The following is a 22755-nucleotide window of genomic DNA, read 5'->3' on the forward strand; positions in this document are numbered from 1 at the left end:
TGCCTTGAATCCGCTTTGACCACGGTTTAGTGGCTTGGCGATGACCAACCATGAACCCGTGCGCGTCGCTGCGCTCTACAAATTTGCGAGGCTGGGCGACTTCGACGCGCTGCGAGAATTGCGCACGCCGCTTGCCGCCTTCTGCTGCGGGCGCGGCATCAAGGGCACATTGCTTCTGGCGCAGGAAGGTATCAACGGCACGGTCGCCGGCAGCGAAACCGACATAGCCGACCTGATCGCTTATCTCGAGGCCATCGAGGGTCTTGCCGATCTCGAGGTCAAATACAGCACTGCCGCCGAAATGCCGTTCCATCGCATGAAGGTGCGGCTGAAGCGCGAGATCGTCACCATGGGCGTCGAAGACCTCGACCCGGCGACGGGTGCGGGGACCTATGTCGCGCCGGCCGACTGGAACGCGCTGATCTCGGACCCCGGCACCATCGTCATCGACACTCGCAACACGTACGAAGTGTCGATCGGCACGTTCGAGGGCGCGGTGGATCCACGCACGTCGAGCTTTCGCGAATTCCCGGCCTGGGTGGAAAAACACCGCGACCAACTCGACGGCCGCAAGGTCGCGATGTTCTGCACCGGCGGCATTCGCTGCGAAAAGGCGACGGCCTATGTGAAGTCGCTCGGCTGCGAGGATGTGTTCCATCTCAAGGGCGGCATCCTCAGATATCTTGAAGAGGTGCCGGCCGAAAACAGCCTGTGGCAGGGCGAGTGTTTCGTCTTCGACGAGCGGGTCTCGGTGTCGCATGGGTTGACCGAAGGCGAGGCCGAACTCTGCCGCGCCTGCCGGCATCCGCTGACGCCGGAGGACCGGCTGTCGCCGCATTTTTCCACCGGCGTGTCATGCCCGCATTGCTACGAGGCACGCTCGGATGAGGACCGCGCCCGCTATGCCGAGCGCCAGCGCCAGGTCGAACTTGCGCAGGCGCAGGGCAGGGGACATATCGGCAATTAGCGCCCGATCGCTCGTATCGTTTCTGTCACCACGCGACGGAATAGCGGTCGATCACCCACAGCCATGCGCCATCTCTCTGCCGGCGCGCGACCTCTGAGGTTATCGAGCCGTCGGCAAGCCTGGTCGACGTCAACGCGAGGTCGCCGTTGATGGCCGCCGGGCGCTGCTCGCCGCGCTGGAATTTTCGCCCGCTCGCGGCAAAGGCTTCGAACAAAGCGCGGATCGCCTCGTGGCCACGCGTCAATTCGGCTGCTCCGGTGTCGATGGCGGCATCGGGTTCGAACAGCGCCACCATGCCGTCAATGTCTCCCACCCACTGCCGCTCGATCAGCAGACGTTCCAGATCCTGCGGATCGCGCGCCGGTTCCCGGCCAGGTTGATCGGTCACGGCAAGGTTCCTCCCTCGGCAATGCGGCGGCGACATTAGCGCAAGCCGAGGCCGGTATCGACACACCGATTACCGATTTGCGGCATTGCCGGGCCGATAGCAAAGCGTGCGTCCGTCATTGTAATGTCAGTGTGCGGGCCCTACGTCTGCAACGTCCAAAACCTGCCCGTCCACGTTTCGCGGGCCCTTTTCTGGAGGCACCATGTTCGACCCCAAAAAGCTTCTCGACGATCTGCTCGGCTCGCAAGTTCCCGGCACAACCGGCACCGTCCGCGACAAGGCCGGGCAGGCTGTGCAGATGGCCAAGGACAATCCGCTGGCCGCCGGCGCGCTGGCTGCGGTGTTGCTTGGAACCGGCACGGGACGGCAGGTCACCGGCACGGCCGTGAAGCTCGGCGGACTGGCTGCGATCGGCGGTCTCGCCTACAAGGCCTACCAGAATTACAAGGCCGGCAATGCACCCGAGCAGGCGCCGGCGGCCGGCCAGCCGGAATTGCTGCCGCCGCCCGCCGACACCGGCTTTCATCCTTCACAGGCGCCACAGGGGGAGGACGAGTTCACGCTGACCCTGGTGCGGGCGATGATCTCGGCGGCCAAGGCCGATGGCCATGTCGATGACGCGGAACGCCAAAAGATCGCCGGCAAGCTCAGTCTGGCCGGCATCGGCACGGAAGCGGAAAAGTTTCTGATGGCGGAGCTGGACAGCCNTGGTCGCCGGCGCCAAGACCGATGAGCAGAGGCTCGAGCTCTACACGGCGTCGCGACTGACGATTGACCCCGATACGCGCGCCGAACGCGGCTATCTCGACCTGCTCGCCGGCCGGCTCGGCCTGCCGGATGCGCTGGTCGATCATGTCGAGGCGACGGTGTCGGCGGCCAAGGTGCCGGTTCCGTCAGGCACGGCGCCGAACCCGCGCTGGTAGACAACGCAGCCGCGCGCCTGGGGCAGGGGACCGAGGCCGGAAAAAATGCGTTAACGTCTCGTTTACCGAGGAAGCGCATGATTTTAGTCAGTCGGATCGGCTTTCCTCCTCCCAAGCCCGGTTCAGATCAGGGCGGTCGCCAATGACCGCCCTTTTTGTTGGACCGATCACATAAAGTGCGTCGCGCTTCATGTTTTTGTCCTGATGCATGTCGTTCTCTCACAACCGGGGCCACTTTGAGCGACATGCATAGTGTCCGGCTTGCCATGATCGCCTTCATTTGCGATGGGTCGGTGCATTCGGATGCACCCCGATCTGTTGCCGGGATGCGCGGCGCGCAGGAGCAAAATCCATGACAGTCCTCACAGAGAAAACCGCCATCATCACCGGCGCCGGCACCGGCATCGGCAAGAGCGTCGCCACGGCGCTGCTGAAGGCGGGCTGGAACACGGTGTTTTGCGGCCGCCGCAAAGCGGTGCTCGACGCCGCCATTGCCGAAGCAGGGAAAACGGACGCCAAGGCGCTGGCGGTTGCCTGCGACATCAGCAAGGCCGGCGAAGTCGATGATCTGTTCGAGACGGTGGCCGCAGCCTTCGGCCGCGTCGACCTGCTCTTCAACAATGCCGGCATGAGCTACAAGTCGACGCCGATCGACGAGATCCCGGTCGAGGTCTGGAACGATATTGTCGGCGTCAATCTCACCGGATCGTTCCTATGCGCCCGCGCCGCCTTCGGCGTCATGCGCAAGCAAAAGCCAATGGGCGGCCGCATCATCAACAATGGCTCTGTGTCGGCCTATGCGCCACGGCCGGGCTCGGTGCCCTACACCGCGACCAAGCACGCCATATCGGGGCTGACCAAGACGCTGGCGCTCGACGGCCGGCCCTATGACATCGCCTGCGGCCAGATCGACATAGGCAACGCGCTGACCGATATGGCGCACGCAATGACGGTCGGCGTGCCGCAGGCCAATGGCACCATCGCCGCCGAAGCGGTGATGGACGTCCAGCGCGTCGCCGACGCCGTCGTCCACATGGCCAGCCTGCCGCTCGATGCCAATGTGCTGTTCATGACGGTGATGGCGACCAAGATGCCGTTCGTGGGGCGTGGGTGAAGAGCCGAAGGCCTACCTCTTCAAAAACGACTCGATCCGCTCCAGCGCGCGCAAGATGTTCTCTTCGGAATTGGCGTAGGAGAGCCTGATGTAGCCTTCGCCGAGAATGCCGAAATCGGGGCCGCCGATCAGCGCCACGCCGGCCTCCTCGAGCAGTGCCGAGGCGAGCTTCTTGGCCTTCCAGCCGGTCTTCGAAACATTCGGGAAGGCATAGAATGCGCCCTTGGGCGTGATGCAGGAGACGCCGGGCAGCGCGTTCAGCCCCTCGACCACGATCTTCCTGCGGTTGTCGAAGGCGCGCATCATCTTGTCGACATCGTCCTGCGGGCCGTCGATGGCGGCGATGCCGGCGAACTGGCTCGGCGCGTTGACGCAGGACCAGCAATTGACCGCCAGCTTGCGCACCTTGTCGTAGAGATGCGCGCCCTTGTCGCCATTCGGCCAGATCGACCAGCCCATGCGCCAGCCGGTCATCGCCCATGTCTTCGACCAGCCGTTGAGCACGATCAGCCGGTCGCGAATTTCCGGAAAATTGAGCAGCGAAAAATGCGTCTCGCCGTCATAGGTCATGACGTCGTAGATTTCGTCGGAGAGGATAGCGACCTGCGGATGCGCTTGCAGCCCCTCCACCAGCTTCTCGATCTCGGCGCGCGGCGTGACGCCGCCGGTCGGGTTGGCCGGTGAGTTGAGGATTAGCAGCCTCGTCTTCGAGGTGATCAGCCCCAGCGTCTCCTCGGCCGAGAAGGCAAAGCCGTTCTCTTCGCGGATCGGCACCGGAATGGGCGCGGCGCCGGTGAACTCGATCATCGAGCGATAGATGGGAAAGCCAGGGTCGGGATAGAGGATCTCGGCGCCGGGTTCGCCGAACATCAGGATCGCCGCGAACATGGTCGGCTTGCCGCCGGGCAGGATCATCACATTTTCCGGCGAGACCTCGACGCCGGTGGTGGCCAGCGTGCGCCGCACCACCGCTTCGCGCGTCGCCAGCAGGCCGTTGGCCGGGGTGTAGCCATGGTGACCGTCGCGCAGCGCCTTGATCGCTGCGTCGACAATGTGCTGCGGCGTTTTGAAGTCGGGCTGGCCGATGCCGAGATTGACGATATCGCGGCCCTGTTGAGCCAGTGCGGTCGCCCGCGCCAGCACGGCAAAGGCGTTTTCCTCGCCGAGGCGGTCGAAGGCCGAAATCGTGTGGAGCATTTTTCCCGTCCGTGTGGTTCTTGCTGTTAGGTCGCGTTTTTGTGAGCGTCTGCTCACAAAAGTCAAACGGATTGGAGTTTTGCGTGTCGGAAAATCTCAAAGATTGGCAAGCGCGTCCGCGGCCCGAGCGCAAGCCCATTGACGGGCGCTATGTCCGGCTCGAACCGCTGAGCGCCGAAAAGCATGGCGACGGCCTTTACGAGGCGTCGTCGGTGCCTGACATTGACGGCCGCTTTGCTTGGCTGCCCGACTACCCGCCGCAAACCCGCGCCGATTTCCAGCCATGGCTGGACAAGGTCGAGGCGAGCGAGGATCCGCTGTTCTTCACCGTCATCGACAAGGCCAGCGGCAAGGCCGCCGGGCGACAGACGCTGATGCGCATCGATCCCTCCTATGGCGTCATCGAGATCGGCAACATCTATTGGGGGCCGCTGATCTCGCGCAAGCCGGCAGCGACCGAGGCGCAGTTCCTGTTCATGAAGTATATTTTCGACGGGCTCGGCTATCGCCGCTACGAGTGGAAATGCAACAACCGCAACGAGCCGTCAAAGCGCGCGGCGGAACGGTTCGGCTTCAAGTTCGAGGGCATTTTCCGCCAGCATCTTGTGGTCAAGGGTGAAAACCGCGATACGGCATGGTACTCGATCATCGACAAGGAATGGCCGGCGCTGCGCAAAGCCTATGAGGCATGGCTCGATCCTGCCAATTTCGATGGCGAAGGCCGGCAGAAGCGGCGGCTCGAGGATTTCCGCGCCGAGTTCGGCGCGTAACAGGAGTTTCTTCCGATGGCGCACAGCCATGATCATGGTTTGCATGCTGGGCATGGCGCCGGCCACGTGCATGGCTCGACCGACAAGAAGCGTGTGCTGATCGCAGCCTGCCTGACCGCCGGCTTCATGGTGGCCGAAGGGCTTGGCGGCCTTTTGACGGGATCGCTGGCGCTGCTGGCCGACGCCGGCCACATGCTCGCCGACTCGATTGCGCTTGGCCTTGCCTGGTACGCCTTCCATCTTGGCGGGCGGCCGGCGACGGTGCGCCTCACCTACGGCTTCGGCCGAGTCAAGACGCTGGTTGCCTACACCAACGGCATTGCCATCTTCGCCATTGCGCTGTGGATCGTCTACGAAGCCTGGGGCCGGCTGATGACGCCGGCGCCGGTGCTGGGCGGGCCGATGCTGGTGGTGGCGATCGCCGGCCTTCTGGTAAACTTCGCCTCGTTCTTCGTGCTGCATGGCGGCGACCACGACAGCCTCAACATGCGCGGCGCCATCCTGCATGTGCTGGGCGACCTGCTCGGCTCGGCGGCGGCGATCGTGGCGGCGCTGGTCATACTGGCCACCGGCTGGACGCCGATCGATCCGATCCTGTCGGTGCTGGTCTCCCTGCTGATCCTGTCCACCGCGTGGTCGCTGATGCGCGAAGCCGCCCACGTCCTTCTCGAAGGCGTACCGGCAAGCCTCGACCGCGACCTCATCGCCAAGGACATTGCCGGCACCGTCAAGGGCGTGCGCGAAGTGCATCACATGCATGTCTGGTCGCTCGACGGGTCCAGCAACATGGCGACGCTGCATGCCTGCCTCAACGATGGCGTCGATCCGCACCAGGCGGTCAGCGCCATCAAGAAGCGGCTCGCCGCCGAACACGGCATCAGCCACGCCACCGTCGAACCGGAATTCGGCCAGTGCGCCGACAGCCATGACGAGCACGATCATGAACATGACCATGGTGCGCCACCGCATCATGGCCATTATCACTGACAGGGAATTTCATGGCGTTGGCATCCGAGTTGACGAGTTCCCGCGATGGCGGGCCGGCATGATGGACCGCGACACGCGAAACGCGCTGATTGCCGCAGCCTGGATCATGCTGCTGTTCGGCATCGCGGCGTTCTATTTGCCGACCGTGATGCTGGCCGTCGGCAATGTCTCGACCGTACTTGCCGGCATCGTCGGCATCGCCTTCGTGCTGGCATTTTTTCTGGTGTTCTGGTTGCGGGGCCGCAGCCAGAATAAGGGCAAATAAGAGGCTTTCGAATGCGCATCCTGATTACTGGCGCGGCCGGCATGGTCGGCCGCAAGCTTGTCGACCGGCTGGCCAAGGACGGCACGCTCAACGGCCGCAAGATCACCGGGCTCGACCTGCACGACATCGTGCCGCCGCAGGCGCCGGCGATGGACGGCGTCAGCATCGCCACGCATACCGGCGACCTTGCCGACGCCGGTGCTGCCGAGAGCCTGGTCGCCTCACGCCCCGACGTCATGTTCCATCTCGCCGGCATCGTGTCGGGTGAGGCGGAAGCCAATTTCGATCTCGGCTACCGCGTCAATCTCGACGGCACACGGGCACTGTTCGATGCGGTCCGGCTGGCGGGCTTTTCGCCGCGTCTGGTCTTCACCTCGTCGATCGCGGTGTTCGGCGCGCCGTTCCCCGATGTCATCCCGGACGACTTCCATCCGACGCCGCTGACCTCCTACGGCACGCAGAAGCAGATGAGCGAAGCGCTGCTGGCCGACTATTCCAGGCGCGGCTTCTTCGACGGCATCGGCATAAGGCTGCCGACCATTTGCGTGCGGCCCGGCAAGCCGAACAAGGCGGCGTCAGGGTTCTTCTCCGGCATCATCCGCGAGCCGCTGAGCGGCCATGAGGCGATCCTGCCAGTGCCGCGCTCGGTGCTGCACACCCATGCCAGCCCGCGCTCGGCGGTGAACTTCCTGATCCATGCCGCCGGGATCGACAGTGCCGCCGTCGGGCCACGCCGCAACCTCACCATGCCGGGCGTTGCCGTCACCGTCGGCGAGCAGATCGAGGCGCTGGAACGCATTGCGGGCACCAAGGTGGCGAGCCTGATCCGTGAGGAGCCCGACGAGACGATCTGGGCGATCGTCAAGGGTTGGCCGACGCGCTTCGAGGCGCGACGGTCAAGAGACCTCGGCTTCAGCGCCGAAAAAAGTTTCGATGAAATCATCCGCGCGCATATCGAGGATGAGCTGGGCGGAAAGATCGCGGGTCAGGCCTGACCCGCCGAGATCATACAGTTCCGGACAGGCTCGCCGACAACAGCAACAGTCCGAACAGGAAGACGAAGGCGGCGCCGCCGATCTCGACGAATGTGTGAATGCGGTTGCCCATGCGGCCATCGCCGGCGAAATAGACCGCCCAGTTCTTGGCGGTGACTGCGATCGTTGCCAGCGCCGAGACTGTGATGGCGGTTCCAATCGACATCGCCAGCACCGAGAGCAGGCCGCCGAGCCACAGGCCGTTGAGCAAAGCGAAGCTCAGCACAATCAGCGCGCCGGAGCAGGGGCGGATGCCGACGGCGGCTACTGCCGACCAGGCCGTGCGCCAGTCGAAGCGGTCGCCCGACAGCAGCGCCGGATCGGGCGCATGTGAGTGGCCGCACGTACCACAGACTTCGCCGGCTGGGTGATCGTGAGCGGCGTGATCGTGATGAGCGTGGTCGTGATGGGAATGATCGTGTGTGTCGTGGTCGTGCGCAGCGTGATCGTGATGATCATGCGAATGGTCGTGATGCACATGCAAGGCATGCGAATGCGCATGCGCCGCGTGGCTGTGAGCGGCATGCGAATGGCCGCCATGGGAATGACCGGCGTGGGCTGCCGACAGGCTGTAGGCGGGCGCCTTGCCGAACCAGCGCAGGACCGTAGGCCCGAGCTTGCGCCACAGTAGCCAGGCGCCGAACAAAGTGACGAAGACATAGCTCATGATCTCCATGAACCAGGCTGCGTCGGTCATCGAGATCGCGGTGCCGCGCAGGACGAAATAGGCAAGCAGCATCACCAGGATCGCGGTCAGGCCCTGCAGCAGCGCCGAGACGAAGGACAGCAGGATACCGCGCCTGAGCGCCACTTCATTGGCCACCATGTAGGACGAGATCACCGCCTTGCCGTGGCCGGGGCCGGCGGCGTGGAAAATGCCGTAGGCGAAGGACAGGCCGATCAGCAGCCACATCTTGCTGCCGTCCTCGCGCATTGCTTTCATCGCCGTGGCCAATGCGCGGTAGAATTCCTGCTGGCGCAGATTGATCCACATCAGGATGTGGGCGAACGGGCCGGTGGTGGGCGCCATGCCGTCATTGACGCCGATGCCGAGTGAGCTCTGGGCATGGGCCTGCCCGAGAAAGTGCGTCATCAGCAGGGCAGCGGCCACGAGGCCGAATGCCAAACGCAGGGACGGTTTCATCACCGGATCTATCCTTCTGGCGGGCAATTCAGTTCGAGCTTGGTGGCGAAGATCTTGCTCATGTCGGTGCCTGTCGGGTCGTTGAAGAACGCGTCCGTCAGGGTCTTCTGGTTTTCCTTGATCGCCTCGTCTGGATCAGGCCGGATGACGCTCTTGGTGCAGTTCGAGGGCAGGCCTTCCACCGTGATGTTGCTATCCTCGGTGAAGTCGATCGCTGTGTAGAAGGTTGGATCGTAGACGCCGAAATCGATCTTGCCGGCGAGCTTGATCGGCACCTTGGGTTCGGATTCGAACAGGATGATCAACTGGTCGTTGTCGAAATTGGCCATCAGATGCGGTGGCGGCGTCATAGGCACGTCCTTGCCGTCGACGGTGACGAGCTGGAAATAGTTGAATTCGGCCAGCGAGGCATGAACTGTGTCGGCGACATCCTTCAGCTCCTTGTCGTCAAGCTTCAGGTCGGAGTTCTTGTCGAACTCCATCATCACCGTACTCGAAAACAGATCATCGAAACGCCAGAGGTGACGCAGCGCTTTCACACTTTGGTGATCCGGCGAGAGGATCACGTCGAGGCGGGCCTCGGCGAAGACATGAGGATGCGCGCCAGCCGCTCCGACGGAGGCAAAAGTCGTCGCCAGGGCCGAAGCGAGCATGATTGCGTGCCGTTTCAGATGCATTCTCGGTCGCTGTTCCATCGGCCTCGGAGAGATTTCGAGAGGTTACCAGAAACGGGGCGAAATTGGGACCGCGGCACGGCAGGGCCGGCTCAAGCGCTCTCGCGGTTCTTGAACCATTGCACCAGGAAATCGACGAAAACACGGACCTTGGCCGGCAGATAGCGACGGTGCGGGTAGACGGCGAAAATGCCGCTGCCCGACTGGATGCGGTCGTCGAGCAACGACACCAGAAGCCCGGATGCGAGGTCGGGCGCGGCGATGAAATCCGGCAGGATGGTAAAGCCCAGACCGGACACGGCGGCGGCTCGCGCGGCCATCGGGCTGTTGACCTCGATCGGACCCGATACGTTGACACTGACTGACTCCTCGCCATCGCCCCTGAAGCGCCAGTTGGCAAGCGAGCGGCCATTGGTGTCGACGATGCAGGGCAAGTTGGCGAGATCCTGCGGGCGCGTCGGCTTGCCGTGCTTGGCGATCAGCTCCGGCGAGGCGCAAAGCTTGATCGAAAACGGCCCCAGGCGGCGGGCGATCAGCGATGAGTTCTCCAGGCGCGAGATGCGCACGGCAAGATCGAAACCTTCCTCGACCAGATCGACAAAACGGTCGTCGAGATGGATGTCGAGCACGATGTCGGGATGCTGTTTGGCGAAGTCGATGAGCGATTGGCCTATCGGCGCGTCGGCGAAGGTGCGCGCCGCCGACAGCTTGATCCTGCCGCGCACGTCGCCGGAGGATTCGCGCACGGCGTCGGCCAGGCTGTCGACCTCGCGCACGATTTCCGAAGCGCGGCTGTAATAGGTATGGCCGGCCTCGGTCAACGAGAACTGCCGCGTGGTGCGGTTGAGCAGCAGCGCGCCGAGTTCGTCCTCGAGTTCGCGCACATATTTCGACAGCAGCGCCTTGGAGCGACCGATCTTGCGCGCGGCCGCCGAAAAGCCTTCGGCCTCGACGACGTCGATGAAGGCGCGCATGCGGGTCAGTGTATCCATCATCAGGCCTTTCGTGCCGCATCGAGAATTCGCCGGCCGAGCCGTATCAGGGCAATGTCGCTGCCGGGAGGGCCGAGCAGCGAGAGGCCGAAAGGGGCACCGTCAACCGAGCCCAGCGGCAGGGTGATTTGCGGAAAGCCTGAAAGACCCGAAAGGCACAAAAGATGCAAGGCCCTTTCGCGGTAGGCCTGGAGCTGCTGCGGCTCGCTTTTGACCAGAGGTGCGGGGCCTGGAACGGTGGGCAGGACAAGAAACCCGTCCTGGCCGAGCAGCGCGGCTAGCTCGGAGCGGAAGGTCAGGCGGCGCACCGCCTCGGCCCGCGCGGTCTTTTCGTCGATTGTCCTGCCGAAACCAAAGCGCTCCTCGACGCCCGGCCCGAGATCGCGCTCGCCCGAAATGATCCAGGCGCCATGCTGCTGCCAGGCCTCGGCGGCCTGGAGGCGGCGAAAGCACCAGTAGAGCTCGTCGGGGAAGGAGGCGAAGGTGTATTCCACCGGCGCCGGCTCGCCGACAAGGCCGGCCGCCAGCGCTCTCATCCTGGCGTATTCGGCTGCCTCGGCGGGGCCGGCCACGAAAGCGTCCAGCCAGCGGATCGAAAGCGGCCGGGTGAGCGGATACGGATGCGGGTCGCGGCCGAGCAGCAATTTGCCGATTGTCTCATATGTCTCGATGTCGTCGGCGAACCAGCCGAATGTGTCGAAGCTCGGCGCCAGCTTCATCGTGCCTTCAAGCGAAATGCGGCCATGCGTGGTGCGCAGCCCGATCAACCCGCAAAAGCTCGCCGGGGCACGGATCGAGCCGCCGGTATCGGAGCCGGTGGCGATATCGGCAAGCTTGTCGGCCACCGCCGCCGCCGATCCGGAGGACGAGCCGCCGGTGACGCGATCGGGAGCGGCCGGGTTCACCGGAAACGGAAAATGCGCGTTCTGGCCCATCAGCGAGAAAGCGAACTCGTCGGTCTGCGTCTTGCCGATGAAGCGCGCGCCGGCGTCGAGAATCATCTGCACGGCCGGTGCCGTGCTGGACGCGGCATGCGCCTCGTCGAACTTCACCGGATTGCCGCAACCGGTGCGGTAGCCGGCGACGTCGTAAATGTCCTTTACCGCCAGCCTGAGCCCGGCCAGCGGCCCCAGTTCCGCATTGGCGACCGGCATGCGGCGCAGGTCGAGAAAGGCGTTGAGCGGGCCGTGCGTGCCTGGCATCGTTCGATATCCGTACACAGTAGGCCCAGCATTGTTCGATGCCGGAAATTTTACAACCTGGGATACGATTTTTATTGATTGTGAAATCTTTCGATCTTATATCGCGCTTGCCCAAAGTCGCACGTGCCTGTGGGTGTCCGCCGATCCTCGAATGGTGAGGGAAATCGGTAAGGTAACTGGAGCTAACCCCTCCAGTCGGTCTAGCGGCCAACCGCCAGCCCGAGGACACCTTGAAGCAACGACGGTGCGGGCCTTTCTGGTGTTCTGCCGGTCGTCCAAAGACCGGGGTTACTGAAGAGGCACACCTTCATTGCCGGCAGTGCGGACGGGTCTCCCATCCAAGCCAAGGCAGACAAAGCGAACCGAGGCCGGGCAAGGCCAAGGTTCACCGCCGCGAGATGGCGTTTCATGGTTCCGGGGTCTCCACCGGCTGGTTCCATGGATTTCCGTCCCGCCTTTGTTTGACCGCGTGTTCGCGAGGCCGAAAGCCCCGCGTCCGCAGCCTTATTGCGCGCCGCAAGGCGTTAATGGAGAGACCCCGATGGCCACCCAGCGCATCCTCGACTTCCTCGCCACCCGACGTCCGTCCGGCCCCTGCCTCGTCGTCGACCTCGATGTCGTGCGCGACAATTTTCGCGCCTTCGAAAAGGCGCTGCCCGATTCCCGGATCTACTATGCGGTGAAAGCAAATCCGGCGCCGGAAATCCTGCGCCTGCTTGCTGCGATGGGCTCGTCCTTCGACACCGCTTCCGTTGCCGAGGTCGAGATGGCGATGGACGCCGGTGCGCCGGCGGACCGTATCTCCTTCGGCAACACCATCAAGAAGGAGCGTGACATTGCACGCGCCTACCAGCTCGGCATTCGGCTGTTTGCCGTCGATTGCGTCGAGGAAGTCGACAAGATCGCCCGCGTCGCTCCCGGCGCCCGCGTGTTCTGCCGCGTGCTGACCGACGGCGAAGGCGCCGAGTGGCCGCTGTCGCGCAAGTTCGGCTGCGTGCCGGCGATGGCCGTCGACGTGCTGCGCCATGCCAGGACGCTCGGCCTCGACGCCTATGGCGTGTCGTTCCATGTCGGCTCGCAGCAGACCGACCTGACGGCGTGGGACCGTGCGCTGGCCGACGCCAAGAAGGTGTTCGCCACGCTCGCCGATGAAGGCATCGTCCTCAAGATGGTCAATATGGGCGGCGGTTTCCCGACGCGCTATCTGCGTGACGTGCCGGCGGCCCAGGCCTATGGCCAGGCCATCTTCTCGGCGCTGCGCAAGCATTTCGGCAATGCGATCCCTGAGACCATCATCGAGCCGGGTCGCGGCATGGTCGGCAATGCCGGCGTCATCAAGTCGGAAGTCGTGCTGATCTCGAAGAAGGCCGAAAACGACAATGTGCGCTGGGTGTTCCTCGACATCGGCAAGTTCGGCGGTCTGGCCGAGACGATGGACGAGGCGATCCGCTATCCGATCGTCACCCGCCATGACGGTTCGGAGACCGCACCTTGCGTGCTCGCCGGCCCGACCTGCGATTCGGCCGACGTGATGTACGAGAAGACGCCGTATCCGCTGCCTCTGTCGCTGACCATCGGCGACGATGTGCTGATCGAAGGCACCGGCGCCTACACGACCACCTACTCGGCGGTCGCCTTCAACGGCTTCGAGCCTCTCCGATCCTACGTGATCTGACGGCTTCGGCCTTCAGATCACCCCAGGCGGACGTTTGCGTCCGCCCGGGTTCGCCTGTGGAACAAGCTCCGCTCGTGAAGGATCGCGGAAATGGACATTGTAAATTACATTGACGGCATTGGATTCTCCCCCCCCGAGGGGGAGATGGCCGGCGCCATTCCCATCGTCGCCGAAACTGCGGCAGACATTGCATCGCGTGAAGCGTTGCTCGATCGCGCCATGGGGCCGATGCGGCGCAAGAAATCGTCGGAGAAGCTGCGGCGCGGCCGCCGGCCTTCCGAAGGCCTCGCTTTTGTCGTGCGCGATGCAACCGGCGCGGTTGCTGGTACGGTGCGGCTGTGGGACGTGCGTCTTGGCGAGGGTGGCCCGGGAGCACTTCTGCTCGGACCGCTCGCCGTCGATCCGGCGCTGAAGAACGCCGGCATCGGCTCGGCGCTGATGCGCCATGCTTTGGCCGAGGCCGCGCGTCTCGGCCATGCCGCGGTGCTGCTGGTCGGCGATGCGCCTTACTATGGCCGCTTCGGCTTCTCGGCGGAGAAGACCGGCGCGCTCGCCATGCCTGGTCCGTACGAGCGGCACCGCCTGCTGGCGCTGGAACTGATCGATGGTGCGCTCGACGGCGCGCATGGCACGCTGAAGGCTGCAGGTCGCAAGCTCAAGGCACAGAGGCTGTCGCTGGCCGCCTGATTGTCCAAAAACAAACGCCGCCGGTCCTTTGCATTTCAGCGAGGGCGGCGTTTTGTTGTTGCGAAGGGCTCAGCCGATCAGTTGGCTGAGCGCCATGGCGACCGACATATCGCCTTCGACCTTTATCTTGCCGGACATGAACGCCATGGTCGGGTTGAGGTCGCCGGCGATCAGCGAATCCAGATCGTCGAGCGACAGCTTTATGGTGCAGTCGGTCGGCGCGTCGGTGGTCGAGACGGTCGCGCCGTCGATGACGATGACGCCGTTGCTGCCGGTATCGAACTTCACGGAATGTTCGAACCCGGCGCTCGCCACGCGCGACCTCATCTTCTCGGCAATATCCTGAACGCTCATGACTGTTCTCCTGGTCTCGTTGCGTTTTGCCGCGCTTCAGTGACCGGCCTCCGCCGAAGTCACTGTCTCGCGCGTACCGCGATCTGGTCGCTTGGCGCATATAGCTTCGAGTTGACGTAAACGTCAACGCGCGATGCGTCATCTCGTTTCAGTCGGAAGGAATGCGGCAGAGAACATTCGCCCTGCGACGAAGGTTAGTGTTCAGCAGCGGGCTTCGCCGCCTCGGCCTGGGCCGATTCCGCCGGGGCCGGTTCGGTCGGCGTGGCCGGATCCTTGCGGCGGCGCATGGCGTTGTCGCGGATTTCGTCCTTGGTCAGGAAGTTGACCTGGTCGATCAGCACTTCATGCACCAGGTCGGCGCCGACGCGGGCGTTGACGGTGTCGCGTATGGCCTTGCGGAAGGCATCGAGATCGATGGTTTCCTTCTTGGTGAAGTCGATCTGAGGATTGGAGTAGAGATAGGAATAGACCTGATCGGTCATCAGCGCTTCGGCCGGGATCGACATCTTCTTTATCTCGGCCGGCTCGACCGTGTAGACGAGCTTGGTGAGGAAATAGCCGTCGATCTTGGAATCGCGGATCAGCGGCACCGAGATGATGTCGGTCTTGACGTAGTCGAGGCCACCCAGCATCGGTTTCGGCGTCTCGCCGACGCCGCGCTCACCGGCCGCCTGGAACGAATAGAACACCGCGCCAAGCGTGGCGGCGCAGATCCAGATCGCGGCAGCGATGAATTTGATCACCGGTTGTTCCCGCCTGTTGCCGAGATCATCAGCTCGCCCAACCGAATTCGCCGGCCGAATAGGTGCCGTCGGCTTCGGCGCGCTGAATGGCGTTCTTCAACAGCGTGGCGACTTCGTTGACCGCGTTGAGGTGGGCGAGGATTGCAGCCTCGTTTTTCGCGAGCTTCTGGCGCAGCCGCGCCAGACTGTCGCGATGCTGTTCCAGGAATTCGATCTCGTTGGCGCCCTTCATGGCGCGGGTCAGCTCATAGAGGTAGCGGCTCTTGCGGGCGTTGGAGGCCTTGAGGTCATAGCTGGTGTCGTTCTTCAAACCGGCCGTCTCTTCCTCGACCGCTTCCTCGATGCGGCCGATGATGGCGGCAAGGTTGCCCGGCCGTGCAAACGGGATCGGCGCTTCGGACGTACGCGCCGGCAGGTTGGAAGAGTATTTTGAAAAATCGGCCATTGAAAATCCTGGTCTAGATCTTGATTTCGGTTTTGATGGTCGTCTCGTCGCCGGTCATCGACCGTGCGGCCTTGCGCTGCAATTCCTCGACCAGCGAGGTGGACAGCCGGGTCTGCTGGTCGATCTCGGTCTTGTGCGGCCCGGTTGACACCGGGCCGATCGGCACGGTGCGCTTGCCGTCCTTGTAGTGGTCGGCGAGCAGCGATTTGGCGATGCCGATCCCGCCGCGCTCGGCCATGACGTCGGCGACACGCTCGGCAAGCTGCGATTTCCACATGTCGCCGGCCAGCCCCTTGCCGTAGACGCCCTCGGTGTCCTTGGGCAGCATGTTTTGGATGAAGGTCTGCAAGACCATCGCCTCGAACTTCTTGAACTTGCTGCCGGGATCGGCATTTGCGGCGGCCTTGTCGGCGGTAGCGCGCGACAGGATCGAGCCGGCATCGACCGAAGCAGCCATGTCGACAGAAAAATTACCGCCAACGCCGTTGGCCCGCTTGGCCAGCGCGGCACGGGCAGCCTCGATATCCGTCGGGTCGACGGCTCGGGCAACATCGAGAACGATGTCGCTGGGTGGAGAAATCGCCAAGAAAGTCCGCCTCTTTGCCGGGTTTCCTGAGCGACCATGCCGCAACAAGCTTGTGGCAGGCTTGCCGGTTTGAAATCCTTCGCCGGATGCTGGGCCATTGCTATCAGCAGCGGCAAGTCCGGCTGGGTCGATGCGATCTGGTCGTTTGCGGTGGGCGCTGCCGGCGTCGCCATGGTCAGATCGTAGGTGGCGTAGGCGCAGAGGCCGAACACGGCGCCGTACACCCAATACAGCCCGCCGCACGGAACGAAACCGAACGCCGTCCGCAAGTGACGCGGCTTTAACTTTCGATTATTCCTGCCCGCGCCTCTGCGCGATCAGATCGAGCCGGTCGCGGTCGGAGCGTTCGCGTTCGTCCCGTCGGCGCACGTCCTTGTAGGCGCGCTCGACCATGTTGGTGCGCGCCGTCGCAGTGGCGATGAGCGTGACCTCCTGCCTGCCGCTTTCCAGGCTCGCTTCCTGCCGGACTAGCGCATTGGCGATGCGGCGATGGTAGAGGTCAGGGAACAGCACCGCCATCGACTGGTCGGCGTCGAAATGCTGGACAAGTTCCCTGGCCTCGGTTTCGGCGGTTGCCGCTGCCGCCAGGAAGGCCGCATGGCGCGTCTCGTGCAGGGCCTTCAACTGCTCCTGCACCTTGACCAGTTTCTTCAGCCGTTCCTTGCGCGTGCTCATCTCACCTCGCCAGCGTCAGATCGACAAAGCCGTCGACGAACAGCGACAGCATGGTGCCGATGGCGAAGTAGAAGATGATCATGCCGCCGGCGATGACGAAAGGCAGTGAGATGAAGTAGACCGGAATCTGCGGCGTCAGCTTGTTGACGAAGCCGATCGTCAAATTGACCAGGATGGCATAGGCGATGAACGGGCTGCCGAGCCGGATGACCAGGAAGAAGGCGTCCGACACCGTGTCGGTGAGATCGACCAGGGCGGCCTGCGGATTGAAGAAGACGTTGACCGGCGCCACCGTGTAGGAGGCGACCAGAGCGCGGATGATCTCGTGGTCGAAATCGAAGACGAAGAGCAGCAGCAACGCTGAAAACGAGATGATGGCGGCGAGAGCCGCCTGCGGTTCTGGCTCCTCGATGGCGGGGCCGCCGGTGCCGCCATAGCCGATCAGCATGGCCATGGCCGAACCCATGAAGCGCAGCGCCTCCATGTAGAGCCTCGTCATCGCGCCGATCAGCCCGCCGACCAAAAGTTCGGAGATGATCATCGGCGCCAGCACCTGCGGACGCGCATCGACGAAGGGAAAGATCTTGTCCCACAGGAAGGCGAGCAGGCCACCGGTGGCCGCGATCGACGCGAACAGCCGGACCTGGATCGGCACGCGGGCGCTGGACAGGCCCGGCATCAGCATGAAGCAGGCGCCGATGCGACAGAAGGCGAGGAAGGCGGCGATGACGACGCCTTGCGACAGTATGTTCACGAGATCGTCCCGAGCACCTTGATCTCGACGCCCTTGGCGATTTCGACATGGGAGAGAACGGGAAGCGTCGTGAACAGGCGCTCGATGATCATGCGCACATAGGGGCGAGCATCGGGCGCGGTGACGAGGACAAAACGCTCGCCGGCCTCGAGATGCTTGCGGATCGCCTTGGTCGCGTCCTGGCCGAATTCTTCCAGCTGGCGCGGGTCGATGTCGAATTCGCGCACCTCGCCCTTGGCGTCGCGCTTGAGGCTCTGGTGGAAGGCGAGGTCCCAGCGGTTGCCGAGGCGCAGCACCTTGAGCATGCCGCCCTCAGAGAGATCGCCGCAGATCTGCTGGGCCATGCGGATGCGGACATGCTCGACGATCTGCTCGGTGCGGCGCACATGGGGCGCGATCTCGGCGATAGCCTCGATGATCAAATGCAGGTTGCGGATCGATACGCGTTCGGCCAGCAGCAATTTCAGCACCGCCTGCAGGCCGGGGTAGGAGATGTGCGAGGTGCATATCTCGTCGGCCAGCTTGCGGTATTCCGGATCCTGGCGTTCGAGCAGCGCCTTCATGTCCTTGTAGGACAGAAGCTGCGGCAGGTTGTTGCGGATCACCTCGGACAAATGGGTGAGCAGCACCGACATGTTGTCGGCAAAGGCATAGTTCTCGCGCTTCAGATCCTCGGCGAAGGTTTCGAGCACCGAGAAGGCGCGCATGCCGAAGGCCGGCTCGCGGATTTCCTCGCCGGGAACGTCGGGCAAATCCCGGTTGCCTAGCAGCACCATGATCTCGCCGACGCGCATCTGGTATTCGGCGACGACGGTGCCGTGGACCTTGATCTGATAGCTTTTCGGCGGGATGCCGAAATCGTCGGCGACGCGGACTTCCGGCACGACGAAGCCGTATTGCGTGGCAAATTTCTTGCGCATCTTGGCCATGCGGAACACCAGTTCCTGATGCGACACCAGCAGCCGCGTCGACAGCTGCTTGCCGATCAGAAGCTCGATCTCGGCGGTGGTCAGAGAAGCCTTGACCGAGTTCTTCTCTTCCTCGACTTTGTTCGCCTTCTCCAGATCCTTGATCGCTTCGGCGGCGGCAGCCTCGCGGTTGGCGCGCATCGGGATGACGTAGCCAAGGCCGGCCATGCCTGCAGCCAGCGTGAAGAACGGGAAGAACGGCAGGCCGGGCATCAGGCCGAGCAGGACGAGCAGCGAGGCCGCGACATAGAGCGCGCGCGGATGCGCACCGAGCTGGCCGAACACCGCCTGGTTGGTCGAGCCGCGCGTGCCGCCCTTGGAAACAAGCAGGCCGGCGGCGAGCGAAACGATAAGCGCCGGGATCTGGGTGACGAGGCCGTCGCCGACCGACAGTTTGATGAAGACATCGGCGGCTTCGCCCATGCCCATGCCGTGCCTGATGTAACCGATGGCGATGCCGCCGACGATGTTGATGGCGGTGATGATGAGGCCGGCAATGGCGTCGCCGCGGACGAATTTCGAGGCGCCGTCCATCGAGCCGAAGAAGGAGGATTCCTCTTCCAGCTCGCGGCGGCGCAGTTGCGCTGTCTTGTCGTCGATCATGCCGGCGGACAGGTCGGCGTCGATCGACATCTGCTTGCCGGGGATGGCGTCGAGGGTGAAGCGGGCGCCGACTTCGGCAATACGGGTGGCGCCCTTGGTGATGACGATGAAGTTGACCACAATCAGGATCATGAAGACGATCAGGCCGATGACGAAATCGCTGGCCATCACAAGTTTGGAGAAGCCGGCGATGACATAGCCGGCGGCGTGCGTGCCCTCATTGCCGTGCGACAGGATCATGCGCGTGGTGGCGATGTTGAGCGATAGCCGTAGCATGGTGGCGATCAGCAGCACGGTCGGGAAGGACGAGAAATCGAGCGGCCGCTGGATCCACAGCGCCACCATCAGGATCAGCACCGACAGTGCGATCGAGAAGGCGAGGCCGATGTCGATGAGGAAGGCCGGGATCGGCAGGAATAGCACGGCCAGGATGATGACGATGCCGATGGCGAAGAAGACATCGCGGCCGTTCTTGGCCACTGTTCCTGTCGCTAAGCTTTCGCTGACCGCCATGTCGTCCCCAATCACAAGCCTGCCGAGCACGCGACAGCCCTTCGAGCCTAACCGGTCAAGCTTGCGCGAGGGTGGGAGGACTGGTTAGTTGCCGGGACGACAGAGGCCTTGAGGAGAGAGATCATGCTGGTGATCATCGGCACCATTCGCTTGCCGGCGGAACGGCTCGACGAGGCAAGGCCGGCCATGCGGCGCATGATACTGGGCAGCTGGGCGGAGCCCGGCTGCATCGAATACTCCTACGCGCAGGACGTGCTCGACGCCGGGCTCATCCATGTAATCGAGGTGTGGAGCGACAGGGCCGCGCTCGACGCGCATTTCCGCTCGCCTCACATCGCCGATTGGCGGGCGAGCTGGGCATCGCTCGGCATAGGCGAGCGCAACCTCATGCTCTACGAGGCCGGCGAGCCGAAGCCGATCTGAGGACCGGGCAGAGTCAAGAAGGCGTAGGCCCAAGAAAGTCTAGCAGGCGTTTACCTGTCTGCAGGATCATCCGCCGCCATCGGTATCGTGGCAGTCTTCATAGCTGCCGTAGCAGGTGTTCGTCGAATTGCGATACCAAGGGTAGCCGCCAGGACAGCAAACATCTTGTTGTGCAGTCTGGATAAATTCCTTTGCCGGCCGGCTTTGGTTTTCCGGATTGCCTCCCGCCAAAAAAAGAGACATCGGGTGTGACACAACAGACCTAACCGGCATATCCATGCTTGAATTGCTCACCGCAGACGAGCTCAAAAAAATCATGCCAACAGCTAATGAAAAAAATCCCCGCGCACTCATCTTCTCCTCCTTGAGGGAAATGGAGACGGCCAAAAATAACACAGCTGCGTCGATTGCGTAAGCGATCGCTCATGTACCTCGACACGCTCGCGGGGAATTGAAGCGGGGCGGCAAGCCTGACTGCGCCTCAGCGCCAGAATGGCGCCGCAAGCAGCCGGCATTATGTCGGCGTGCTGATCGTCGCCGAACTGCACAGCGATCCGTTCGATGGTGAGACGCCGGTGCTGGCGCCGGCCAAATTCCGGCATGCGGTGCTGGTGCCGACCATGAACGTCCAGTCCACCGCCGAAACCATCCAGCGCGCCGTCGCGGAGGAACTGGCGGTGGTCGAGAATTTCGACAACCGGGCCGTTGTCGGGCTTTTGACCGAGGGCCATCTGATACGGCGCTACGCCGAGGAACTCGACAAGGCGCGGCGCGACCTGTCGGGCGAAGACTAGGCCTCGGCCGGCATCTTAAATGTCCCTACTCGGCGCTTGCCACGTGTACAGTGTCACTGTACAAATTGTTCAGTGGGAGAAAAAGACGGGATGAGCACCGACCAGGCTCCGGTCAAGAATGGCGTCGCCTCGACGGCGACGCATGCCCATCAGATGCTGGGCCAGCGGCTGAAGAGCCTGCGTCTCGGCCGGCGGCTTTCGCTGCGCGAACTCGCCGAGCTGACCGGGACCAGCGCCAGCTTCATCAGCCAGCTCGAGCGCGGCCTGACCGGCGCCAGCACCGCCTCGCTCAACCAGATGGCCTCGGCGCTTGGGGTGAGCGTGGCGATGCTGTTCGAGGATAGTGCCGCCGGGCAGCGCGGGGTCTTGCTGCGCAGCGAGCGGCCGAGCCTGCCGCCCAGCGACGGCTGCCGCAAGATGCTGCTCTCGCGTCCCCCTTTAAGCGACATGGAAGTCTATGTCGGCGAGTTCGAAATCGGCGGCTCGACCGGCCCAGCGCTCTACACCCATGGCGACGCGCACGAGATGCTCGTCGTGCTGCGCGGCATCGTCGAGGTTTCGCTCGGCGATGTCAGGCATGTGCTGGAAGAGGGCGACAGCATCGAATACGCGACATCGACAGCACATCGCTCAGAGAACATCGGCAGTGGCCGAGCCGAGGTGATGTGGATCATTGCGCCACCGACTTCGGTGCGCGCCGAACTCGATCAATACAGGGCCTGGAAACCGCTCGCAGCCAGGTAGGTTCAATCCATGCGGGTCAAATGGGAGAACAATAATCATGCTGAAAACAAGACATCTTGGCCTTGGCGCCGTGCTGGCGCTCGGCGTTCTGGCAACCGCAGCGTTCGCGCAGGAAAAGCCTGTCGCGGGTGAGGTCAAGGAAGGCTCGCTCAAGGGCAAGACGCTGACGCTCGTCTCCTATGGCGGCATCTACCAGGACGGCCAGGCCGCCGCGCTCAAGGAGTTCGTCGAAAAGTCCGGCGCCACGCTGCTCAATGACGGGCCGACAGAGATCGCCAAGCTGCAGGCGCAGGTCGAATCCGGCAACGTCACCTGGGACGTCGTCGACACCGCCGACCTGCCGCCTTACGTCTATTGCGGCAAGCTGTTCCAGAAGCTTGATTTCAGCAAGCTTGACGTCTCCAAGGTGCCCGAGGGCCAGGTCGGCGAATGCTCGGTGCCGGCCATGAACTACGGCGTCGTGCTGATGTACAACAAGGAGAAGTATGGGGATAACCCGCCCAAGAACTGGGCCGATTTCTTCGACACGGCAAAATTCCCCGGCACGCGCGCGCTCGACGGTTCGGGCGACCCGACGGGCGGCCTGCTGGAGCAGGCGTTGAAGGCGTCTGGCGGCGACCCGAAGGCGATGACGGCGGCCGACATCGACAAGGCCATCGATGTCATCCGCAAGCTCGGTCCCGACACGATCTATTGGAAGACCGGCGCTGAGTCGCAGCAGCTTGCCGAATCTGGCGAAGCCGACATGCTGATGATGTGGACCGGACGTGCCATGACGGCGGTGAAGAACGGCGCCAAATATGCGCCGGCCTGGCAGGACTGGCTGGTGGTGATGGACCAGATGACCATTCCGGTCGGCGTCAAGGATACGGATGCGGCTTATGCGCTGCTCAATGCCTATCTCGGCAAGGGGGCGCAGGAGATCCTGGCGCAGCAGACCTCCTATACGCCGATCAACAATGACGCGCAGCCCAAGGTCGATGCGTCGGTCGCCGCCTTCCTGACCAACACGCCCGAGCGCCAGAAGCAGGGTTACAAGCAGAACATCAAGTTCTGGGTCGAGAACTTCCCGGTGGCGCAGGAGAAGTGGTCGGCGCTGATGGCAGGCAACTGAACAGCCAAGTGAGAGCCAGG

General features: G+C 63.4%; 27 protein-coding genes and 1 pseudogene. 13 read left to right on the top strand and 15 right to left on the bottom strand.

The genetic code is table 11. The features are described from left to right. Positions 1-40 precede the first annotated feature (40 nt). Positions 41-967, top strand: coding sequence for a rhodanese-related sulfurtransferase (locus X728_RS139520; RefSeq protein WP_023832940.1), 927 nt, complete (start codon positions 41-43; stop codon positions 965-967). A gap of 25 nt (positions 968-992) precedes the next feature. Here the strand turns inward: X728_RS139520 and X728_RS139515 are convergent, their stop codons facing one another. Continuing rightward, complete coding sequence (locus X728_RS139515; RefSeq protein WP_023832941.1) at positions 993-1355, bottom strand: nuclear transport factor 2 family protein; 363 nt, start codon at positions 1353-1355, stop codon at positions 993-995. Between the two features lie 202 nt (positions 1356-1557). Here X728_RS139515 and X728_RS01000000167240 point away from each other — a divergent pair. Continuing rightward, positions 1558-2278: pseudogene (locus X728_RS01000000167240) on the top strand (tellurite resistance TerB family protein). A gap of 87 nt (positions 2279-2365) precedes the next feature. Here the strand turns inward: X728_RS01000000167240 and X728_RS1000000172135 are convergent. Continuing rightward, positions 2366-2488, bottom strand: coding sequence for a hypothetical protein (locus X728_RS1000000172135; RefSeq protein ID WP_023710951.1), 123 nt, complete (start codon positions 2486-2488; stop codon positions 2366-2368). 142 nt (positions 2489-2630) lie between these two features. Here X728_RS1000000172135 and X728_RS139510 point away from each other — a divergent pair, with 142 nt between their 5' ends. Continuing rightward, positions 2631-3392 carry an SDR family oxidoreductase gene (locus tag X728_RS139510; RefSeq protein ID WP_023832942.1) on the top strand — a complete coding sequence of 254 codons (762 nt, stop codon included), beginning with the start codon at positions 2631-2633 and terminating at the stop codon, positions 3390-3392. A 12-nt stretch (positions 3393-3404) separates the two neighbouring features. Here the strand turns inward: X728_RS139510 and X728_RS139505 are convergent, their stop codons facing one another. Then, on the bottom strand, positions 3405-4589 hold the full coding sequence (locus X728_RS139505; RefSeq protein WP_023671932.1) for a pyridoxal phosphate-dependent aminotransferase: 1185 nt from the start codon (positions 4587-4589) through the stop codon (positions 3405-3407). An 83-nt stretch (positions 4590-4672) separates the two neighbouring features. Between X728_RS139505 and X728_RS139500 the strand changes: the two genes are divergently transcribed. From X728_RS139500 to denD, 4 genes are read left to right on the top strand one after another with little or no spacing between them, the layout of a single operon-like run. After that, the gene (locus X728_RS139500; protein ID WP_023832943.1) at positions 4673-5359 is read left to right on the top strand and encodes a GNAT family protein; all 687 of its coding nucleotides are present in this window, start codon (positions 4673-4675) and stop codon (positions 5357-5359) included. 15 nt (positions 5360-5374) lie between these two features. Then, positions 5375-6346, top strand: a complete 972-nt coding sequence (locus X728_RS139495) for a cation diffusion facilitator family transporter (RefSeq protein ID WP_023832944.1) — start codon at positions 5375-5377, stop codon at positions 6344-6346. 58 nt (positions 6347-6404) lie between these two features. After that, positions 6405-6611, top strand: coding sequence for a hypothetical protein (locus X728_RS139490; protein ID WP_023686390.1), 207 nt, complete (start codon positions 6405-6407; stop codon positions 6609-6611). Positions 6612-6622: 11 nt separating this feature from the next. Beyond that, complete coding sequence (gene denD / locus X728_RS139485; protein ID WP_023747152.1) at positions 6623-7606, top strand: D-erythronate dehydrogenase; 984 nt, start codon at positions 6623-6625, stop codon at positions 7604-7606. Positions 7607-7616: 10 nt separating this feature from the next. On the opposite strand, the gene X728_RS139480 is transcribed toward denD, so the two are convergent. The 4 genes from X728_RS139480 to X728_RS139465 all read right to left on the bottom strand — a co-directional run bounded on the left by X728_RS139480 (position 7617) and on the right by X728_RS139465 (position 11657). Then, a complete protein-coding gene (locus X728_RS139480; RefSeq protein WP_023747153.1) occupies positions 7617-8801 on the bottom strand; it encodes a nickel/cobalt transporter in 1185 nt (394 codons plus the stop codon). Next, positions 8798-9466: a DUF1007 family protein gene (locus tag X728_RS139475; protein ID WP_023671926.1), complete on the bottom strand. Its 669-nt coding sequence runs from the start codon at positions 9464-9466 to the stop codon at positions 8798-8800. The genes X728_RS139480 and X728_RS139475 overlap by 4 nt, the downstream gene beginning before the upstream one ends. Positions 9467-9555: 89 nt before the next feature. Continuing rightward, positions 9556-10455, bottom strand: coding sequence for a LysR family transcriptional regulator (locus X728_RS139470; protein WP_023671925.1), 900 nt, complete (start codon positions 10453-10455; stop codon positions 9556-9558). A 2-nt stretch (positions 10456-10457) separates the two neighbouring features. After that, positions 10458-11657, bottom strand: a complete 1200-nt coding sequence (locus X728_RS139465) for an amidase (RefSeq protein WP_023725171.1) — start codon at positions 11655-11657, stop codon at positions 10458-10460. A 541-nt stretch (positions 11658-12198) separates the two neighbouring features. Between X728_RS139465 and odc2 the strand changes: the two genes are divergently transcribed. Further along, positions 12199-13332 (top strand): ornithine/lysine decarboxylase, encoded by a 1134-nt coding sequence (gene odc2, locus X728_RS139460; RefSeq protein WP_023671923.1) that lies wholly within the window; start codon positions 12199-12201, stop codon positions 13330-13332. Positions 13333-13476: 144 nt separating this feature from the next. Further along, positions 13477-14019, top strand: coding sequence for an N-acetyltransferase (locus tag X728_RS139455; RefSeq protein WP_023686385.1), 543 nt, complete (start codon positions 13477-13479; stop codon positions 14017-14019). A 69-nt stretch (positions 14020-14088) separates the two neighbouring features. On the opposite strand, the gene X728_RS139450 is transcribed toward X728_RS139455, so the two are convergent. The 7 genes from X728_RS139450 to flhA all read right to left on the bottom strand — a co-directional run bounded on the left by X728_RS139450 (position 14089) and on the right by flhA (position 19660). Further along, positions 14089-14373 (bottom strand): SCP2 sterol-binding domain-containing protein, encoded by a 285-nt coding sequence (locus X728_RS139450; RefSeq protein ID WP_023683274.1) that lies wholly within the window; start codon positions 14371-14373, stop codon positions 14089-14091. A gap of 194 nt (positions 14374-14567) precedes the next feature. Continuing rightward, positions 14568-15116, bottom strand: coding sequence for a hypothetical protein (locus X728_RS139445; RefSeq protein ID WP_023683275.1), 549 nt, complete (start codon positions 15114-15116; stop codon positions 14568-14570). A gap of 28 nt (positions 15117-15144) precedes the next feature. Continuing rightward, complete coding sequence (locus tag X728_RS139440) at positions 15145-15561, bottom strand: hypothetical protein (protein ID WP_023671919.1); 417 nt, start codon at positions 15559-15561, stop codon at positions 15145-15147. Positions 15562-15574: 13 nt separating this feature from the next. Further along, positions 15575-16147, bottom strand: coding sequence for a rod-binding protein (locus X728_RS139435; protein ID WP_023832945.1), 573 nt, complete (start codon positions 16145-16147; stop codon positions 15575-15577). Positions 16148-16438: 291 nt separating this feature from the next. Continuing rightward, the gene (locus tag X728_RS139430; protein ID WP_023832946.1) at positions 16439-16822 is read right to left on the bottom strand and encodes a hypothetical protein; all 384 of its coding nucleotides are present in this window, start codon (positions 16820-16822) and stop codon (positions 16439-16441) included. A gap of 1 nt (position 16823) precedes the next feature. After that, positions 16824-17576, bottom strand: coding sequence for a flagellar biosynthetic protein FliR (fliR, locus tag X728_RS139425; RefSeq protein WP_023832947.1), 753 nt, complete (start codon positions 17574-17576; stop codon positions 16824-16826). After that, positions 17573-19660: a flagellar biosynthesis protein FlhA gene (gene flhA / locus X728_RS139420; RefSeq protein WP_023832948.1), complete on the bottom strand. Its 2088-nt coding sequence runs from the start codon at positions 19658-19660 to the stop codon at positions 17573-17575. Before flhA ends, fliR begins: the two co-directional genes overlap by 4 nt. Before the next feature lie 123 nt (positions 19661-19783). Between flhA and X728_RS139415 the strand changes: the two genes are divergently transcribed. Further along, positions 19784-20083, top strand: coding sequence for a putative quinol monooxygenase (locus tag X728_RS139415; protein WP_023691739.1), 300 nt, complete (start codon positions 19784-19786; stop codon positions 20081-20083). A 66-nt stretch (positions 20084-20149) separates the two neighbouring features. Here the strand turns inward: X728_RS139415 and X728_RS1000000170600 are convergent, their stop codons facing one another. Continuing rightward, complete coding sequence (locus X728_RS1000000170600) at positions 20150-20437, bottom strand: hypothetical protein (RefSeq protein WP_155924037.1); 288 nt, start codon at positions 20435-20437, stop codon at positions 20150-20152. Between the two features lie 170 nt (positions 20438-20607). Here X728_RS1000000170600 and X728_RS139410 point away from each other — a divergent pair, with 170 nt between their 5' ends. The 3 genes from X728_RS139410 (at position 20608) to X728_RS139400 (ending at position 22735) form a co-directional block, all read left to right on the top strand. Next, positions 20608-20877, top strand: coding sequence for a hypothetical protein (locus X728_RS139410; RefSeq protein ID WP_023740977.1), 270 nt, complete (start codon positions 20608-20610; stop codon positions 20875-20877). A gap of 90 nt (positions 20878-20967) precedes the next feature. Next, positions 20968-21621: an XRE family transcriptional regulator gene (locus X728_RS139405; RefSeq protein ID WP_027049833.1), complete on the top strand. Its 654-nt coding sequence runs from the start codon at positions 20968-20970 to the stop codon at positions 21619-21621. A 37-nt stretch (positions 21622-21658) separates the two neighbouring features. Then, positions 21659-22735 (top strand): extracellular solute-binding protein, encoded by a 1077-nt coding sequence (locus X728_RS139400; protein ID WP_023728389.1) that lies wholly within the window; start codon positions 21659-21661, stop codon positions 22733-22735. Positions 22736-22755: the final 20 nt, after the last annotated feature.

Origin of the sequence: Mesorhizobium sp. L103C119B0 (assembly GCF_000502235.1) — a bacterium.
Taxonomy (GTDB): Bacteria; Pseudomonadota; Alphaproteobacteria; order Rhizobiales; family Rhizobiaceae; genus Mesorhizobium.